Source organism: Microbacterium sp. PF5, from assembly GCF_004794315.1.
GTDB classification, from domain to species: Bacteria; Actinomycetota; Actinomycetes; order Actinomycetales; family Microbacteriaceae; genus Microbacterium; species Microbacterium sufflavum.
In genome coordinates, this window is sequence record NZ_SSDQ01000142.1 from 1 (window position 1) to 16782 (window position 16782).

The 16782-nt window shown below is 68.5% G+C and carries 17 protein-coding genes and 3 tRNA genes; 6 read left to right on the plus strand and 14 right to left on the minus strand.

Annotation, left to right across the window (positions count from 1 at the left end; genetic code table 11):
- The coding region (locus DW297_RS13430; protein ID WP_136033211.1) for a DUF7507 domain-containing protein at positions 1–594 on the plus strand (594 nt) is incomplete at its 5' end.
- Positions 595–782: 188 nt separating this feature from the next.
- Here the strand turns inward: DW297_RS13430 and DW297_RS13435 are convergent.
- The 3 genes from DW297_RS13435 to DW297_RS13445 form a co-directional block, all read right to left on the minus strand.
- Positions 783–858: transfer RNA gene (locus DW297_RS13435), tRNA-Ala, on the minus strand.
- Between the two features lie 22 nt (positions 859–880).
- A tRNA-Ile gene (locus DW297_RS13440) sits at positions 881–957 on the minus strand.
- 130 nt (positions 958–1087) lie between these two features.
- Complete coding sequence (locus DW297_RS13445) at positions 1088–1327, minus strand: cell division protein CrgA (RefSeq protein ID WP_136033213.1); 240 nt, start codon at positions 1325–1327, stop codon at positions 1088–1090.
- Between the two features lie 101 nt (positions 1328–1428).
- Between DW297_RS13445 and DW297_RS13450 the strand changes: the two genes are divergently transcribed.
- The 3 genes from DW297_RS13450 to DW297_RS13455 are packed head-to-tail and all read left to right on the plus strand — an operon-like array spanning position 1429 to position 3034.
- Entirely contained in the window at positions 1429–2223 is a 795-nt protein-coding gene (locus tag DW297_RS13450) for a class E sortase (protein ID WP_136033214.1), read from the plus strand.
- Positions 2224–2249: 26 nt separating this feature from the next.
- Positions 2250–2405, plus strand: coding sequence for a hypothetical protein (locus DW297_RS18970; protein WP_168387293.1), 156 nt, complete (start codon positions 2250–2252; stop codon positions 2403–2405).
- The gene (locus DW297_RS13455; protein ID WP_136033216.1) at positions 2402–3034 is read left to right on the plus strand and encodes an anthranilate synthase component II; all 633 of its coding nucleotides are present in this window, start codon (positions 2402–2404) and stop codon (positions 3032–3034) included. Before DW297_RS18970 ends, DW297_RS13455 begins: the two co-directional genes overlap by 4 nt.
- Before the next feature lie 24 nt (positions 3035–3058).
- On the opposite strand, the gene pknB is transcribed toward DW297_RS13455, so the two are convergent.
- The 7 genes from pknB to DW297_RS18975 are packed head-to-tail and all read right to left on the minus strand — an operon-like array spanning position 3059 to position 11914.
- Complete coding sequence (gene pknB, locus DW297_RS13460) at positions 3059–4750, minus strand: Stk1 family PASTA domain-containing Ser/Thr kinase (protein ID WP_136033218.1); 1692 nt, start codon at positions 4748–4750, stop codon at positions 3059–3061.
- A 40-nt stretch (positions 4751–4790) separates the two neighbouring features.
- Entirely contained in the window at positions 4791–6530 is a 1740-nt protein-coding gene (locus DW297_RS13465) for a serine/threonine-protein kinase (protein ID WP_136033220.1), read from the minus strand.
- Positions 6527–7981, minus strand: a complete 1455-nt coding sequence (locus DW297_RS13470) for a peptidoglycan D,D-transpeptidase FtsI family protein (protein ID WP_136033222.1) — start codon at positions 7979–7981, stop codon at positions 6527–6529. The genes DW297_RS13465 and DW297_RS13470 overlap by 4 nt, the downstream gene beginning before the upstream one ends.
- Before the next feature lies 1 nt (position 7982).
- Entirely contained in the window at positions 7983–9368 is a 1386-nt protein-coding gene (locus tag DW297_RS13475; protein ID WP_136033224.1) for an FtsW/RodA/SpoVE family cell cycle protein, read from the minus strand.
- Complete coding sequence (locus DW297_RS13480; RefSeq protein ID WP_136033227.1) at positions 9365–10669, minus strand: PP2C family protein-serine/threonine phosphatase; 1305 nt, start codon at positions 10667–10669, stop codon at positions 9365–9367. The genes DW297_RS13475 and DW297_RS13480 overlap by 4 nt, the downstream gene beginning before the upstream one ends.
- 7 nt (positions 10670–10676) lie before the next feature.
- Complete coding sequence (locus DW297_RS13485; RefSeq protein WP_136033230.1) at positions 10677–11192, minus strand: FHA domain-containing protein FhaB/FipA; 516 nt, start codon at positions 11190–11192, stop codon at positions 10677–10679.
- Positions 11192–11914 carry an FhaA domain-containing protein gene (locus DW297_RS18975; RefSeq protein WP_136035625.1) on the minus strand — a complete coding sequence of 241 codons (723 nt, stop codon included), beginning with the start codon at positions 11912–11914 and terminating at the stop codon, positions 11192–11194. The genes DW297_RS13485 and DW297_RS18975 overlap by 1 nt, the downstream gene beginning before the upstream one ends.
- A 144-nt stretch (positions 11915–12058) precedes the next feature.
- On the opposite strand from DW297_RS18975, the gene DW297_RS13500 reads away from it, so the two are divergent.
- A tRNA-Leu gene (locus tag DW297_RS13500) sits at positions 12059–12141 on the plus strand.
- Positions 12142–12251: 110 nt separating this feature from the next.
- On the opposite strand, the gene DW297_RS13505 is transcribed toward DW297_RS13500, so the two are convergent.
- The 3 genes from DW297_RS13505 to DW297_RS13515 form a co-directional block, all read right to left on the minus strand.
- Positions 12252–13001 (minus strand): tyrosine-type recombinase/integrase, encoded by a 750-nt coding sequence (locus tag DW297_RS13505; RefSeq protein ID WP_136033234.1) that lies wholly within the window; start codon positions 12999–13001, stop codon positions 12252–12254.
- Between the two features lie 138 nt (positions 13002–13139).
- Positions 13140–13541, minus strand: a complete 402-nt coding sequence (locus DW297_RS13510) for a hypothetical protein (protein WP_136033236.1) — start codon at positions 13539–13541, stop codon at positions 13140–13142.
- 29 nt (positions 13542–13570) lie between these two features.
- The gene (locus DW297_RS13515) at positions 13571–14152 is read right to left on the minus strand and encodes a helix-turn-helix domain-containing protein (protein WP_136033238.1); all 582 of its coding nucleotides are present in this window, start codon (positions 14150–14152) and stop codon (positions 13571–13573) included.
- Positions 14153–14251: 99 nt separating this feature from the next.
- Here DW297_RS13515 and DW297_RS13520 point away from each other — a divergent pair, with 99 nt between their 5' ends.
- Complete coding sequence (locus DW297_RS13520; RefSeq protein ID WP_136033241.1) at positions 14252–14461, plus strand: helix-turn-helix domain-containing protein; 210 nt, start codon at positions 14252–14254, stop codon at positions 14459–14461.
- A 19-nt stretch (positions 14462–14480) separates the two neighbouring features.
- Here DW297_RS13520 and secA2 read toward each other — a convergent pair whose 3' ends face one another.
- Complete coding sequence (gene secA2 / locus DW297_RS13525) at positions 14481–16763, minus strand: accessory Sec system translocase SecA2 (protein WP_168442867.1); 2283 nt, start codon at positions 16761–16763, stop codon at positions 14481–14483.
- Between the last annotated feature and the right edge of the window lie 19 nt (positions 16764–16782).

The window sequence follows — 16782 nt, forward strand, 5'->3', positions numbered from 1 at the left end:
GGGGTCGAGAACTCCGCGACCGCGACCGGCACGCCTCCCGGAGGCGACCCCGTCCCGTCCGAACCCGACACCGTCGTGACGCCGACTGATCAGGTGCCGTCGATGACCCTCGTGAAGACGGCCGTGATCGACGACGCCGACCGGGACCGCGCCGCCGACGAGGGAGAAGTGATCCACTACGCCTTCACCGTCGCGAACACGGGCAACGTCACGATCGAGAATCTGGGCATCGACGACCCGATGCTGGACGAGCGCGGCGACGCCATCACGTGCCCGCTCGTGCCGCTGGCGCCCGGTGAGCAGGCTCTCTGTACGGCCGACCATGTCGTGACCGCGGCGGAAGCGACCGGGGGCGACCTGACCAACGTCGCTACCGCCACGGGACGTACGGGGACCGATGATCCGATCACGAGCGACCCGTCGACGGTGAGCACGCCCACGGATCCGGAGACACCGGAACCCGCACGACTGCCGACGACGGGTGGTCGGGATCAGACGGCCGCGGCACTGCTCGCGCTCGCCCTGATCCTGGGCGGAGTCACGCTGGTCGTCGTCCGGAGGGGAGCGCGCCGCCGCCCGACGGACATCGGATAGCTCGACCGGGGGGGCGAGCGACGGGGCTCGGTCGGGCGCACCCACATCGTGGGGCTTCCGACCGGGCTCCGGCGGGGCGCGGCCTGGATGAGGCGGAGCACACCGGCAGCAAGACGCGACGGTGGTGAGGATCGATGCCGAAGCACGACCGGAAGGGGGTCGGTGCGCGGGAGAGAGGAGATCCGAGGTGGTGGAGCCTAGGAGATTCGAACTCCTGACATCCTGCTTGCAAAGCAGGCGCTCTACCAACTGAGCTAAGGCCCCGTGAGGGATTTCTTGAATTGAATGGTGGGGCTACCAGGACTTGAACCTGGGACCTCTTCATTATCAGTGAAGCGCTCTAACCGCCTGAGCTATAGCCCCGTCAACCTCCAAGACTTTACCGGAGAATCTCGGAAAATCCGAATCGAGCGCGAGGAGCCCGATGCACACCACCGCCGGCACGACGAAGCCCCCTCGCGCGGCGAGGGGGCTCCGGAAGAGAAGGGGCTGGTCAGCGCCAGCGTGTGGTCATGAGGAACCCGATGAGAGCGATGCCGAGACCGATCGCGAGGTTCCAGTTGTCGAGGCCCGGGATCGGGAACTGCATCCCCGAGATGTAGAACACGAGGATCCACGCGAGACCGAGAAGCATGAAGCCGATCATCACCGGCTTGAACCAGACGGCGTTGGGAGCGGCGTCGCCCTCGGCGCGCTCGACGACGGGTTCTTCGGTCTTGCGGTCACGTGCCATGCCGTCATTGTACCCGGGAGACCTCTGCGCCCACGAGAGGCGGTCACAGACGGGTGCCTCCGCACGAGCCCGTGTTCAGTGTCGACGGATAAGATCACGCCATGACTGCATCCGCCGTGCCTGGGGGGCGCCACGGACGTCGGCAGCGGCCCCGGTCGCGCGCCACGTTCGCGAGCGTGCTCGGCGAACTGCTGCTCACCGCCGGGGTCCTCGTCCTCCTCTTCATCGCATGGCAGATGTGGATCGGCGACATCATCATCGCCGCCCAGAAGAACGACGAGGGTGCGGCGATCTCGCAGCAGCTCGCGGCGGCCGATCCCCCCGCGCTGCCGCCGAAGGTCGAGACCGACGACGGCACCACGGTGTACCAGGCGCCGGTGCCCGCCGCCCCCGCCGACGGGGCGTGGTTCGGGCAGATGCACATCCCGCGCTTCGGCGCCGAGTACAACTTCGGCATCTACGGCGGGACCAGCCGTGCCAGGACGCTCGACCAGAAGGGCATCGGGGTCTACACCGACTCGAAGATGCCCGGCGAGGTCGGCAACTTCTCCCTCGCGGGCCACCGCACCACCTGGGGCAAGCCGTTCAACCAGCTCGACAAGCTGCAACTGAACGACGCGATCGTGGTCGAGACCCCCGACGGCTGGTACACGTACCGCTTCCGCACGCTCGAGTACGTCACGCCCACGCAGACCGACGTGCTGGCCGACGTGCCGCAGATGCCCGCACAGCAGACCGGCGAGCAGTACATCACCCTCACGGCGTGCTCCCCCCTGTACTCGCTCGCCGAGCGGATCGTCGCCTACGGCGTGTTCGAGAGCTTCCAGCCGCGCGCCGAAGGGCCGCCGTCCGCACTGACCGACCCGCCTCCCCCGCCCGCCGCTCCGTCGGTGTGACCACGAACGATCAGGAGACACCACCCATGTACGCCGCACTCTGGCGCCTGCTGCCCGGTCCCTGGTGGCTGCGTGTGCTCATCCTGCTGGTCGTGGTCGCCGCCGTGCTCTACGCCCTGTTCTGGTACGTGTTCCCCTGGATCAGCCCGTTCATCTCCCCGGGTGAGGTCGACGTCGAATGACCCGCGTGCTCGTCGTGGACAACCACGACAGCTTCGTGCACACGCTGATCGGCTATCTCCACGAGCTCGGTGCCGACACCACGATCGTCGAGGCGGACGAGGTCGATGCGGCGCGGGTCGAGGGACTGCTCACCGCGCACGACGCGCTGCTCCTGTCGCCGGGGCCGGGCTCGCCCGACGACGCCGGCGTCTCGCTCGATGCGGTCCGCCTCGCCGCCCGCTCCGCCGTGCCCACGCTCGGCGTGTGCCTGGGTCACCAGGTGATCGGCGCGGCCCTGGGTGCCCCCGTGACCGGCGCACCGGAGCTCATGCACGGCATGGTGTCGACGGTCGAGCACGACGGCTCGGCGCTGTTCGACGGCATCCCCTCGCCGTTCGCGGCGGGTCGCTACCACTCCCTCGCCCTCGCGGAGAGCGATCTGCCCGCCGAGCTCGCGGTGACCGCACGGACGGCGGACGGCACGGTGATGGCGCTCGAACACCGCACGCTCCCGTTCCACGGGGTGCAGTTCCACCCGGAGAGCGTGCTCACCGAGGGCGGCTACCGTCTGCTGGCGAACTGGCTGCGACTGTGCGGCGACCCGGACGCCGTGTCGCGAGCAGAACGACTGCACCCGCTCACGCGCTGACCCCGGGTGTCGGACGGCTGCGCGTCAGGAACCGGTGCAGTAGCGCAGCTCGACCGAGGAGTTGATCGGCACGTCGCCCGGAGCGACCGACATCGAGTGCACGGTGGCCGGGTCGGTGGCGGGGCAGTCGCTCTCCTCGATCGGCACCGGGGTGAGCCCGAGATCCGTGAGCGCCTTCGATGCGGAATCGACCGACCAGCCCACGACATCCGACAGGGTGACCTTGCCGCTGGCGACCTCGAGGTTCACGACCGTGTTCGGCGCCACCTCGGTGTCGGCCTTCTCGCTGGCCGTCATCACGGTGTTCGCCGCGAGGCCCTTGTCGTTGCGCTGGGTGACCGTGCCGAGCTGCAGCCCCGCATTCTCCAGCGCCTCGGTGGCCGCGGCCAGGGACATGCCCTCGAGCTTCGGCACCACCACGGTCTCCTCGCCGGACGACACGTAGAGCGTGACGGTGGACCCCTGCTCGACCGACACCCCGCTCTCCGGATCCGTGCGGATCACGTTGCCCTCGGCGATGTCGGGGCTGGACTCGATGACGATCTTCGACGAGAGGTCGAGCTTGGCCAGGTCGTCCTGCGCACGCTCCGACGCCACATTGGTCAGGTCGGGCACGACCCTCGACGTGCTGGGCACCTCGGACGGTCGCATGCTGATCGTGACCACCCAGAACAGGACCGACGCCAGAAGCACCGCCAGCAGCGCGACGCCCGCCCAGATCCACGCGACCGGCGGGCCCGACTGCGTGCGGGTCATGGTGGTGTCGCTGCTGAGCTGCCGCAGCGACCGCGCCGTCTCCTGCGCCTGACGCGGGTTCGGGCCATACAGCTCGCTGGTGAGCGCGCCGATCTGCTTGCGCGTCGGGGCGGCACCGGTCACGGCCGAGTCGAGGGCCGCGCGGAAGTGCGCCGCGTCGGGGAAGCGCTGGTACGGGTCCTTCGCGAGCGCGCGCAGCACGATCGGGTCGAGCGCCGCCGGGGACTCCTCGTTCACCTCGGACGGAGGGATCGGTGTCTCGCTCACGTGCTGGTACGCCACCGCGACCGGAGACTCGCCGCGGAACGGCTGGCGCCCGGTGAGCAGCTCGTACAGCACCACGCCGGTGGAGTACAGGTCGGCGCGGGCGTCGACCGGCTCGCCCTTGGCCTGCTCCGGCGAGAAGTACGCCGCGGTGCCGATGATCTGCGTGGTCTCCGCGACCGTCGAGGAGGAGTCGGACACCGCGCGGGCGATGCCGAAGTCCATGACCTTGACCTGACCCTTGTCGGTCACCATCACGTTGCCGGGCTTGATGTCGCGGTGCACCACACCCGCGCGGTGCGAGTAGTCCAGCGCCTCGAGGATCCCGTCGACGTAGCGGACGGCGTCGGCCACGGGCACCGGGCCCTCGGCGATGATCTTCTTCAGCAGGGTGCCCTTGACGAGCTCCATCACGATGTACGGCGGCTCATCGGACGAGGGGTCGCTCGTCGACGGGTCGCCCGCGTCGTACACCCGCACGATCGACGGGTGGGACATGCGCGACGCCGCCTGCGCCTCCAGCCGGAACCGCGTGCGGAAGCTCGTGTCCCTGGCCAGTTCGGGGTCGAGGATCTTGATCGCGATCTCGCGACCGAGGGTCAGGTCGTACCCGCGGTACACCTTCGCCATTCCGCCGTGCCCGATGAGCTCGTCGACGCGGTACCGGCCCGCGATGACTTGTGGCTCTGTCGACACGGATGACCCCCCTGAAACTACAAAACAGCTGGACTACAGGCTACCCTTCGGCGCCGCCACCACCGTCACCCTCGCCATCGTCCGGGGCCGTGATGGTGACCGACAGCGGGGGCGACGCGTTCGACGTGCGCTGGTCGCCGCCCGAGCACATGGCCTGGTAGGTGACGATGAGCTGCTGGCCCACCGCGTCGCCGACCTTCACCTGCGTGTTGCGCTGCGTCGGCTGGAAGTTCGGGCCGCCCGAGACGAACGAGCCGTTCTGCAGCGACACGACGTAGCCCGACAGGGTGGTGCCGCTCGGGCACGTGAAACCGGTGCCCCAGGCCACCGTGACCGTGCTGCCCGCGACCGGGTCGCCCGTGAGCGTCGGGGTGTCGGTCGGCGTGGGCAGCGGGGTGCGTGCGGCGTACACGGTCAACGCGATCGGCGTCGTGGTCTCGACGTTCCCGGTGGGCTGAACCCGGTACACCTGACCGACCTCCGCGTCGCTCGGGGCGGGGTCGCCGTCGGCGCACGTGACGTTGTTCGTGAAGCCCGCGTCGGCCAGCGTCGCGGTCGCCGTGGCGCAGTCCATGCCGTTGAGGTTCAGCGCAGCCACGTCGACGCGCGTCACCTCGGGCGTCGGGCTCGTGGAGGGCGACGGGGGCGGCGTGGTCTGCGCGGTGGTCGGCGAGTCGGACGGCTTCGGATCTTCCCCCCGGTTGCCGAACATCGCCCACAACGTGCCCACGAGCACGATGATCAGCAGGGCGATCAGGGCGATCAGCGGCCAGGTCCAGGCGCTGCGCTTCTTCTTCTTCTTCTCCTCCTCCGCGACGGCCTCCTCGGTGGGCAGCTGCGCGGTGGTGGGGAGGATGCGCGTGGCACCGTCGTTCGATGCCGTCAGCATGCGCGTGGCGTCGTCGTCGCCGGCGATCCCGCCCGTCGCGATCGCCGGAACAGCGATCGCCGCCGAGTTCAGGTCTCCGCGCCGCAGCGCCTGTGCGGCCCGCGCGACGGTCGCCGCCGAGGACGGGCGGTCGGCGGGCTTCTTGGCGATCATCGCCATCACGAGGTTCTGCACCGGGATCGGCACGGTCGGCGGCAGCGGCGGCGGCTGCTCGTTGATCTGCGCCATCGCGATCGCCACCTGCGACTCGCCCGTGAACGGACGCTTGCCGGCCAGGCACTCGTACGCCACGATGCCCAGCGAGTACGTGTCGGTCGCGGGAGATGCGGGGTGGCCGGACGCCTGCTCGGGCGACAGGTACTGCACGGTTCCCATCACCTGACCGGTCGCCGTCAGCGGCACCTGGTCGGCGATGCGAGCGATGCCGAAGTCGGTGATCTTGACGCGGCCGTCTGGCGTGATCAGCAGGTTGCCCGGCTTGATGTCGCGGTGCACCAGGCCGGCGGCGTGCGCGGCCTGCAGGGCGGACGCCGTCTGCGCCACGATGTCGAGCGTCTTGTCGGCGCTCAGCGCGCCGTCGCGCTCGAGGATCGTGGAGAGGGCCTCACCCGGCACGAGCTCCATGACGAGGTAGGCGCTGCCGTTCTCCTCGCCGTAGTCGAAGACGCTGGCGATGCCCTCGTGGTTGACGAGGGCGGCGTGCCGTGCCTCCGCGCGGAACCGCTCGAGGAACCCCGGGTCCCCCATGTACTCGTCCTTGAGGATCTTGATCGCGACGGTACGCCCGATGACGTGATCCGTCGCCTCCCAGACCTCGCCCATGCCACCGATCGCGATCCGCGACTGCAGCTCGTAACGACCACCGAACGACACACCCTGCGTCGGCCTCATCTGCCCAGCACCGCCTCTATGACCTTCTTCGCGATCGGAGCGGCGATGGTGTCACCGCTCCCTGATTGTCCCTGCCCGCCGCCGTTCTCGACGACGACCGCCACGGCGACCGATGGGTCGTCCGCCGGGGCGAACCCGGTGAACCACAGCGTATGCGGCCTGTTTCCGTTCTCTGCCGTGCCCGTCTTACCGGCCACGTCGACCCCGTCTATTCTTGCACCCTGGGCCGCGCCGTTTGAGACGCTGGCGACCATGGCGGAGGTGATCTCGTTCGCCACATCGGCTTCCATCGCCCGCCCGAACTCGCTGTTCTGGAAGGCCTTGATCACCGACAGGTCGTTGCCGATCACGGCATCCACCATCTGCGGGTTCATGACCACGCCGTCGTTCGCGATGCCGGCCGACACCATCGCCATCTGCAGCGGTGTCGCGGTGACCTGTCCCTGCCCGAAACCGCTGAGCGCGGTCTGCGCGTCGTCGAGCGCCCGCGGGTAGCTGGACGGGGTCGAGGCGAGCGGCGTGTCGAAGCTCCGGTTGAAGCCGAACTTCTCCGCCATCTCCCGGATCGCGTCGTCGCCGAGCTCCACGGCGAGCTCCGCCATCGGGATGTTGCAGCTGAGGCGGATGGCCTCGGCGATCGTCACGGTCGCACCGGGACCGCACGTGCCGCCCCACGCGTTGGACACGCGGTTGGACGAGCCGGGCAGGGTGTACAGCGCGGGGTTGGGCAGCGTGGACTCCGGCGTCCATTTGCCGCTCGCGTATGCCGCGGCCGCCGTGACGAGTTTGAACGTGGAGCCCGGGGGGTTCAGGTCGCCGGCGATCGCGCGGTTCGACAGGGGCTTGCCCGGGTCGGCGACCAGCTGGTCATAGGTGGCGTTCGCGGCGTTCGCGTCGTGCGTCGCCATCAGGTTCGTGTCGAAGCCGGGGGTCGACACCATCGCGAGGATGCGCCCGGTCTTCGGGTCCATCGCCACGACCGCGCCCTGCAGACCGTCGAGCGCCTCGGCGGCAGCCCGCTGCGCGGCCGTGTTCAGCGACAGCTCGACGCTGTACCCGCGCTGCGGCTGACCCGACAGGATGCGCTCGATCTCGGAGAAGAACGCGTTGGAGCCGGTGCCGGAGAGGTCGGCGTTCATCGCCTTCTCGATGCCGGTGGTCGAGCCGAGCGCGGGGTTGAAGTACCCCGTGACCGTCTCCCACAGCGCCGGATCGGTGTACACGCGCTGGAAGCGGTACTGGTCGTCGCTGGGCGTCGAGCTCGCGATCGCCGCGCCGTCGACGATGATCGCGCCGCGCTGGATCTCGAAGCTGTCCAGACGGGTGCGCTTGTTGTGGGGGTTCTGCGCGAGGCTGTCGGACTCGACGACCTGGATCCAGCTGGTCGCGGCGAACAGCGCGATGAACATGAACAGCATGATGATGCTGAGGCGGCGGAGTTCCCTGGTCATGTCAGCCGATCACCACCCGGGGCTGACGGCGCACGCCGTCGGAGATGCGCAGCAGCAGCGCCACGATGAGCCAGTTCGCGACGAGCGAGGAGCCGCCGGCCGCGAGGAACGGCGTGGTCAGACCCGTCAGCGGGATCAGTCGGGTGACACCGCCGACCATGATGAACACCTGCAGCGCGATCGTGAACGACAGTCCCGTCGCCAGCAGCTTGCCGAAGTCGTCCTGACCCGCGAGACCGATCCGCACACCGCGGCTCACGAACACCATGTACAGGCACAGGATCGCGAACAGCCCGATCAGCCCGAGCTCCTCCCCGAGGCTCGTGATGATGTAGTCGCTGTGCGCGAGCGGCGTGATCTCGGGGCGTCCCTGGCCCCATCCGGTTCCGATGAGGCCGCCGCGGGCGAGACCGAAGAGGCCCTGCATCGGCTGGTATCCGGCCACGTCGGGGTCGACCTGCGACGAGTCGAACAGGAAGAGCCAGTTGATGAAGCGGCCGCGCACGTAGCTGAGGATCTGCGTGGCGACGGCGACACCGGCGACCACGAGTCCCAGCCCGATCAGCACCCAGCTGGTCTTGCCGGTGGCGACGTACAGCATCGCGACGAACATGCCGAAGATCAGCGTTCCCGTGCCGAGGTCGCGCTGGAACACGATGATCCCCAGCGAGATGGCCCACACGACCAGCACCGGGCCCAGCTCCCGCATGCGCGGCCACGTGATGCCGAGCACGCGCTTGCCGACCGACGTGAGGCTCTCGCGCGTGCGCACGAGGTAGCCGGCGAAGAAGATCGCGAGGCAGATCTTCGCGAGCTCGCCCGGCTGGAACGCGAAGATGCCGCCGAGCGACACCCACACCTGCGCGTTCGCGTCGGCGATGCGCAGCCCGGGGACGAACGGCAGCAGCAGGAGCAGGATGCCCGCGAGGCCGAAGATGTACGTGTACCGGAAGAGCACACGATAGTTGCGCAGCAGGATCACGACCGCGATGGCACCGGCGAGCGAGATCGCCGTCCACGCCAGCTGCTTGGTGGAGTAGGCGTCCCACCCGGTGTTCTTGAACGCGATGTCGATCCGGTAGATCATCGCCACGCCCAGCCCGGTCAGCAGGGTCGCGATCGGCAGCACGAAGGGGTCGGCGTCGGACGCCACGAAGCGCAGCACGATGTGCAGGGCGAACGCCAGCACGGCCAGACCGCCGCCGATCGCCAGGATCATCGGGTCGATCACGCCCAGGGCGCCCAGCTGCACGAGGGTCAGCGCGGCGCCGCTGATGGCGCACGCGAACAGGAGCAGCCAGAACTCCCGGTTGCGCTGCGTCTGCGGCATGCGCAGGCGCCGCAGGGCCTTGATGACGGTGGTGTCGGCCTGCACGTCGGTGCTCATCCGTCACCCCCCGCCGGAGTGTCGCTCGGGGTGGGCGCCGGCGTGGGCAGCGGGGTCTGCTCGATCACGTTCGCCTCGGCGCCCGTGCGCAGCCGGTCGACGATAGCCATCGCGTCGGACAGCGAGCGGGCCGAGATCGTGCGCTCGACCGAGGCTCGCTGATACGGCGGTAGGTCGGCGAGGAGGATGTCGGTGTCCTCCACCGGGGTGGACAGCGTGATCGGGCCGATGTTCTGCTGCACGCCCTGGAAGATCACCACGCTGTCGTCGTCGGCGCCGATGAAGTACCGCGTCTGCGTCCAGCTGTAGGCGGCGAAGGCCGCGAAGGCCAGCATCGCGATCACCACGAGCACTCCGGCGATCCAGCCGAGGCGGCGGCGTTTGGCACGGCGCCGGTCCTCCTCGATCAGCTCCTCCAGGTACTCGGGCGCCGGCTCGAAGTGGCTTGGCTCGTTCGCGGCCTGACGCACCGGGTGCAGCCAGTTGCTGCGCGGTGCGCGCACCGGCGGCACGTACACACCGGACGGGTTGGAGGCGGCGCCGACGATCGTCGCGGTGCCCGAGTGGATGGGATGCTGCCCGCCCACGTCGACCAGCACGATCGTGACGTTGTCGGGCGCGCCCCCGTCGAGCGCCTGCTTGAGGAGGTTGTCGGCCGTGCGACCCGGGGCGAGCCCCAGCTGCATGGCCTTGAGGATCCGCGCCTCGTCGACCACACCGGACAGTCCGTCGGAGCACAGCAGCCACCGGTCGCCGGGCTGCGTGTGCATGACGAACATGTCGAGCTCGGGGTCGGAGTCCATGTCGCTGAGCACCCGCATGAGCACCGAGCGGCGAGGGTGGTAGCGGGCCTCCTCCGGCGTGATGCGACCGGAGTCGACCAGGCGCTGCACGAACGTGTGGTCGGCCGTGATCTGCGTGAGCGCGTCGTCACGGTAGAGATAGATGCGCGAGTCGCCGATGTGCCCGATCACCGCGTACTCGTCGACCATGATGATCGCGCTGAGCGTGGTGCCGAGGCCCGCGAGCTCCGGTCGGTCCTTCGCCGCACGGATCAGGTCGCCCGCGGCGGTCGTCGCTGCGGCCTGCAGCGCGGCCTGCGCATCCTCCGTCGAGGAGTAGGGCTGGTCAAGGGGCTCCAGGCGCTGGATCGCGATGCTCGAGGCGACGTCTCCACCGGCGTGACCGCCCATGCCGTCGGCGACGACGAACAGGTTCGCCCCGGAGTACCCGGAGTCCTGGTTGTTGGAGCGGACCTTCCCGGTGTGGGAGATCGCGACGCTCGAGCCCTCGAAGACCATGCCGGCGTCAGGCCCTCAGCTCGAACGTCGTGGCGCCCACCTTGACGGGGGTGCCGAGGCTGAGGGCGACCGGTCCCCCGGTCACGCGCTGCCCGGCGACGAAGGTGCCGTTCGTGGAGTCGAGGTCCTGGATCGCCCATGTGTCCCCGCGCAGGAGGAGGCGGGCGTGGTGGCTGGAGGTGTAGTCGTCGCGGATGACGAGGGCGGACTCGCTGGATCGGCCGATCGTCATCGAGTCGGCGCCGAGCGGAAGCTCCAGCCCCGCCTTCGGCCCCGACGTGATGACCAGACGCTTCGCGGTCGCCACGGTCGCGGGGCCGGACGACGGGCGCGACGACGAGGAGGGCTTCGCGGGGGCGGCCGGCGCGGCGGCGACCGGAGCGCCGGCGGCGGCCTCGGCGGGAAGCTTGCGCGCCTTGACCCCGAACAGGTCGGCGCGCAGGGAGTACACGACACCGAACACGAAGAACCACAGCAGGACGAGGAAGCCGATGCGGAGCAGGAGCAGGACGAGTTCACTCATCAGAAGGCTCCGAACGCCCTGGTCGCGTCGTCGCCCGGGCGCGGGGGGCGCGAGGGGGCGGCGACGGGGACGATGCGGAACACCAGGTCGGTGCGGCCGATCGTGATCGTGGTGTCGGAGGGCAGCGCGGCCTCGCGCAGCTTCTGGCCGTTCACCTTCGTGCCGTTCGTGGAGCCCATGTCGCGGAGCATGGCGCGCTCGCCGTCCCACAGGATCTCCGCGTGCTTGCGGCTCGAGCCCGCGTCGGCGATCGTGATGTCGGCGTCGGACCCTCGGCCGATCACCGTGCGAGCCCGGGTGAGCGCGTGGCGGCGGCCGTCGACGTCGACCACGGCCTGCCAGTCGACGCGGCCCTCGACCGTGCCGGAGTTGACGCGCACCGTGCCCGTCGCGACCTTCTCGTCGGCTTCGAGCGTGAGCGATAGCGGCCCGGCGAAGCTGTAGCCCTGGGACTTCGCGTGCGTCGTGAGCAGTGCGTGCAGCTCGTCGGTGAGGGCGCCGCCGAGACCACGCATGCGGTCGGCGTCGTCGGGGCTCAACCGCACCACGTAGTTGTTGGGGGTGAGGATGCGGTCGCGGCTGACGACCGCGGCCTTCGTGTCGGCCTCGCGGCGCAGAGCCGAGGCGATCTCCACCGGCTGTATGCCGCTGCGGAAGGTCTTCGCGAACGCGCTGTTCACTGCGCGCTCGAGACCCTTCTCAAAGCTGTCAAGTAGTCCCACTGGGCTCCTCTGGCATGCCGACCGGTAGGGACATCGTAGCCAGGTGACCTGGGGGAACGCCGCCGCGGCCCCCCGGGGCGTGTGCAACGCGACCGAAAACGCGTGATATCCTCGGGAAGTTGAGTTCTTCGGAACGAGACACTCGCGCGAGTGGCGGAATGGTAGACGCGCTGGCTTCAGGTGCCAGTGTCCGTATGGACGTGGGGGTTCAAGTCCCCCCTCGCGCACAGAACGAAAGTAGCCCCTCACCAGGGATTTCATATCCAGGGTGAGGGGCTACTTCGTTGTCATGGGGCGAGATATGGGGCAAGCGCCGTCGTTCGCCCCATCGCGGGGTTCAGGCTCCGGCGAGGCGGCTGGCGAACTGGTCGACGGCGTTCTTCTGCATCGTCGGGGTGACGTGGCTGTAGATGTTCATGGTCGTGGTGATGGTGGAGTGGCCGAGGCGTTCCTGCACGACCTTGGGTGGCACGCCGAGTTCCATGAGGATCGTCGCGTGCGTGTGGCGGAGTCCTTTGAGGGTGACGCGGGGCAGGTGCTCGAACCTCTTGACCTTGGCGGCCCACTTGAGGCGGCGATCCCAGCGGCTGGTCATCGCGTCGGGTGAGCGGGGCTGGCCGTCGTCGTCTCCGAAGATGTAGGCGTCGGCCCTGGCCAGCTCGAACGATACTTCCGCGCGGGTCACCTTATAGGCGGTGAGCACCTTGAGGGTCGCGGCGTCGATGTCAATGACGCGGGCGTTGCCGGTCTTGGTGGTCTTGGTCTTCGTCCAGTCCTCGGTGTTGATCGCGCGGCGGATACTCACCTGCGAGGTCTTCGCGTTCAGGTCGCCCCACTTCAGCGCGAGGGCTTCGCTGCGCCGCATCCCTGTGTTCGCGATCACCCACCACAGGGCGAACAGCTCGTCCTGCTTCTCGTCGCGATCCCACGCGAGGAACGCGGCAAGTTGATCGGCCGTCCAGGTCACCAGCTCCGCCTTCTCGGCGCGCATCCGGCTCGCAGTCGGCGCTTTCGCCGCCTTCCGCTTGGCGGGGTTGGTGGCGAGGTGGCCGTCCTCGATCGCGGCGTCGAGGATCGCGCCGAGCACAACGTGGGCCTTGTGGACGGTGTTGGCTGACAGTGGCCCGCCCTTGCCCTGCTCGTCTTTGCGGCCGTGCTGCTCCAGCTCGCGGTAGTGGCGGGCGATCCGGGTGGGGGTGAGCTTGTCGAGCGGATAGTGCCCGAGCTACGGGCGGAGATGGTTACGGATGATCTTCTTGTATCCGGCGATGGTGGAATCGGCCAGGTGCAGCCCTTCCACCCAGGCATCTGCATAGGCGCCGAGCGTGGGGACCTTCCCGCCGAACTTCTCCTGCTCGTCGCGCTTCTTGAGCGCGTCCTGCAACGCGGCGTCAGCGTCCGCTACGGTGGCGAACCCTCCCCGGCTGAACTTCTTCTCGCCGAGGTCGGGCTGCTCCGGGTCCACCGGCACCCAGATCTGATACCGCCACTTCTTCCCCGCGGCGGTCGGGTATGACTGGATCGACCCGCGCCCACGACGCCGAGTGCGCGGGCGACGCGCCTTAGCCTGCTGCGACGCCTCGGGGTCATCGGCCCCGCGCTCTGACGGCGTAGTTCGTGATGCCATGATTCTGGCTCCTCTCCGCGGTGTCCGGGCTACTCGGTGGGCTCGAAGCGGTCGAGGTAGTCGGCGGCGTCGAACACGCGCCCGGTCGGGTCGATCTGCACGCCACGCTCTCGGATGAGCCGCTGGCGCTCCTTCAACGCCGCGAGACGCTGCGTGTAGTCGTGGCTGGCCTGGTTCGGGTTGCCGTGGCGCAGCGCGCTCTCGAAGTATTGGATGCGGTTGAGGTTCTGCACCCATTCCTGCTGCCAGTAGGCCAGCAAACCCTCGCTCGTGAGGGTGAGTTCCCCGCGTGCCCACTTCTCGATCTCCTCGGGCAGGTACGACTCGGGTACGCCGGTGAGTGTCGTCTGCTCGTCCGGGGGTGTCAGGAGGGCTGCGGGGCTGGTGCGCAGCAGGTAGGCGATCACGGTGAGGTCGTCCACGTCCACGCGGCGATCACCGTTCTCCAGCTTGCTGATGCCCGACGGCGACAGCTTTCGGCCTGCGGCGCCGAGAGCGTCGGACATGGTGCGCAGGTCCATGCCAATCGCTTGACGGGCGGCGCGGATGTTCGCGGCGACGTGCGTGTTGGTGATTCCCGGAGGATTGCCCCTCACCCGCTCTGTTTCCATAGTGAGAACATACAGCGCGGTACTTGACAATGCAAGCCTGGGCTTCTACCGTGGATTGCACCCTTCTTCTCTCGTGCGGCAACGAACGGATGGTGCGACATGCGGCAGAGCACTCTCGACATCGACGACCTCCGCCGCCGTCGCAGCCTCGTCATCACCCGTCAGGAGGCCGCCGAAGCCCTCGGCGTCGATCCTCGCACCATCACGGTCGGCATCGAGGACGGCACCATCCCCTCGGTGAAGATCGGCCGCCGCATCGTCATCCCGCGAGAGAAGTTCCTCGCCCTGTTCGCAGACGGCACATCCTGATATCCGCGATGCGCACCGCTCATTCGAGGTTGAGGACTTTGGATCGGACGAATTTGCCGATCCTGCGGATGAATCGGTCTCCGGGGTTTCCGTAGGGGTCGTCGGTGACCATGTATGTCCAGGTCGCGGAGGGCCGTCTGAGTCCTAGTTCGGTGAGGTCGCGGCCAATGTCCGCGGAGCTGAGCGCGGCGATGAAGTCCGCGGTCTGCTGGTAGGTGCGGTCGAAGAATCCGTGAAACTCGCGGAGCGCGAGCCGGTGGAACTCGTCGGCCGGTTTCTCGCCACCAAGGGCTCGGAGGTGGATGCCGTCCCTTATCTCTTGCAGTGTCGTCAGGTGTAACACCCATTGCTCGTCCACGAAGAACAGCGCGACCGCCCTGGTGGTCTGTGACACCGGGTCCAGGCCACAGGCGGACACGAGTTGCTCCCAGTGCTCAGCGATCAGGGCCTCCACTCGCTCGTCCGCGACTGTGCTGTCGATGATCTCTTCACGGTGGGCGAGGACGGTTGTTCGTTGTGCGGCGATGGCACGGTTGTAGACCCAGGTCGCGCGGTGCCGGTCCGTGCGCAGTCCTTCCGCGATCGACTGGCACTGATCAGCGATCTTCTGTCGTGTGGCGGTTGGCAGGGTGTCCTGTTCCCGAGCTATGCGAGTGAGCATGCGGCCGGTGGCGTGGAGTTGGATGAGGTCGTCTTCGACGCTGAGGAAGGCGCGGCTGATGCCAGGATCGCCTTGTCGTCCGGACCTGCCGCGTAGTTGCGCGTCGAGGCGGCGGGAGGGATACCTACCGGTCGCGATCACAGCGAGTCCGCCCGTCCCGGCGACACGCTCTCTGTCGCGTCCATCGGGGCCTCCAAGCTTGATATCGGTGCCGCGCCCGGACATCTGCGTCGAGATCGTCACCGCCCCGTACTCGCCCGCACGGGCGACGATCTCCGCTTCTTGCGCGTCGTTCTTCGCGTTCAGCACCCGAACCGGGACACCTGCCGCGTCAGGGCGGGCGGCGAGGGCTTCTGATTCGGACACGCTCTGCGTTCCCACGAGTACGGGTTGCCCCGCCTGATGTCGAGCCGTCACGTCGTGGACGATGGCCGCAATCTTCTCGTCCTCGGTAAGCACGATCGTGTCCGGCGCGTCGATCCGCCGGTTGGGTTCGTGGCGTTCGACTCTGCCTGCGGGGAGCCGGTAGAACTCAAGCAGTTCTTCCGCGACCGCGGTCACGGTGCCACTCATCCCCGCCCGTGTCTCGTATTGGAGGAGGAGGTCCTGGATGGTGATCTGGTCGAGGATCACACCGGCTGCGGATGCGGGGAGGTGTTCTTTCGCTTCGAGCGCCGCGTGCAGGCCGTCAGGCCAGCGTTGCAGATGCGCGACCCGCCCTCGTGTGGTGTTGATCAGGCTGATCTTCCCGTCGGTGACGAGGTAGTCGACGTCGCGGTGCACCAGGACTCGAGCGTGGAGGGCGAGGTTGATGCGGGTAAACATTCCCAGGTGCTCGGTGTCGTAAAGGTTGATCCCGCCGAGCTTCGCCTCCAACCGGTCGAGCCCGTCATCGGTCAGGCTGACCGTGGCCTGGTCCGCGTCGATGGTGAAGTCCTCCTCCGGCACGAGAGCCTCCACGAGAGCGGTGGCGTGGTCGAACTCGTCGGCCATATGCTCGGCGGAACCGGCGAGCACGAGCGGGACCATCGCTTCATCGATCATCACCGCATCGACCTCATCGACGACCACGGCATCGAACAGCGGCGCGACCCGCTCACCCGGAGTGACGGTGAAGCGGTCGCGGAGCATGTCGAAACCGACCTCGCTTACCGGCGCATAAACCACATCACACGCGTACGCGTTGCGGCGGTCGTCGTGCGGAGTGTGCTGACCGATCCATCCCACGCTCACACCGAGCAGATCGAAGAACGGTCCCATCCAGGCAGCGTCACGCTCGGCGAGGTAGTCGTTCACGGACAGCACATGGGCTCGCCTGCCCGCGAGCGCGAAGCCCGCCGCAGCGAGAGCACCGACGAGTGTTTTGCCCTCACCGGTATCCATCTCCACCGCATGACCCGACAACAGCCCGCAACACCCCAGAAGCTGCTCATCGAAAGGGCGCAGCCCCACGGTCCGGGTTGCCGCTTCCCGCGCCACCGCGAGATACCGAGCCGTCTCCTCCCGCAGTAGCCGCTTCTCCCCGGTACGCAGCCCGAGCGTCGCCGCCTCGGCGCGGAGCGCATCATCATCCAGCGTCCGCATCCGTTCTTCACGCCCGTTCGCATCAAGCACGGTCGGCAGATAGCGGCGGAACGACACCGCCCCCGGCAGGCTGAGA

Bases quoted from the DNA above. Each gene is read 5' to 3' on its own strand.
- DW297_RS13520 (WP_136033241.1), top strand. From the start codon at position 14,252: ATGCGGCAGAGCACTCTCGACATCGACGACCTCCGCCGCCGTCGCAGC.
- DW297_RS13445 (WP_136033213.1), bottom strand. From the start codon at position 1,327: ATGGCACGTGACCGCAAGACCGAAGAACCCGTCGTCGAGCGCGCCGAG.
- DW297_RS13515 (WP_136033238.1), bottom strand. From the start codon at position 14,152: ATGGAAACAGAGCGGGTGAGGGGCAATCCTCCGGGAATCACCAACACG.
- DW297_RS18970 (WP_168387293.1), top strand. From the start codon at position 2,250: ATGTACGCCGCACTCTGGCGCCTGCTGCCCGGTCCCTGGTGGCTGCGT.
- DW297_RS13485 (WP_136033230.1), bottom strand. From the start codon at position 11,192: ATGAGTGAACTCGTCCTGCTCCTGCTCCGCATCGGCTTCCTCGTCCTG.
- DW297_RS13510 (WP_136033236.1), bottom strand. From the start codon at position 13,541: ATGGCATCACGAACTACGCCGTCAGAGCGCGGGGCCGATGACCCCGAG.
- DW297_RS13465 (WP_136033220.1), bottom strand. From the start codon at position 6,530: ATGAGGCCGACGCAGGGTGTGTCGTTCGGTGGTCGTTACGAGCTGCAG.
- DW297_RS13475 (WP_136033224.1), bottom strand. From the start codon at position 9,368: ATGAGCACCGACGTGCAGGCCGACACCACCGTCATCAAGGCCCTGCGG.
- DW297_RS13455 (WP_136033216.1), top strand. From the start codon at position 2,402: ATGACCCGCGTGCTCGTCGTGGACAACCACGACAGCTTCGTGCACACG.
- DW297_RS13480 (WP_136033227.1), bottom strand. From the start codon at position 10,669: ATGGTCTTCGAGGGCTCGAGCGTCGCGATCTCCCACACCGGGAAGGTC.
- DW297_RS13470 (WP_136033222.1), bottom strand. From the start codon at position 7,981: ATGACCAGGGAACTCCGCCGCCTCAGCATCATCATGCTGTTCATGTTC.
- DW297_RS13450 (WP_136033214.1), top strand. From the start codon at position 1,429: ATGACTGCATCCGCCGTGCCTGGGGGGCGCCACGGACGTCGGCAGCGG.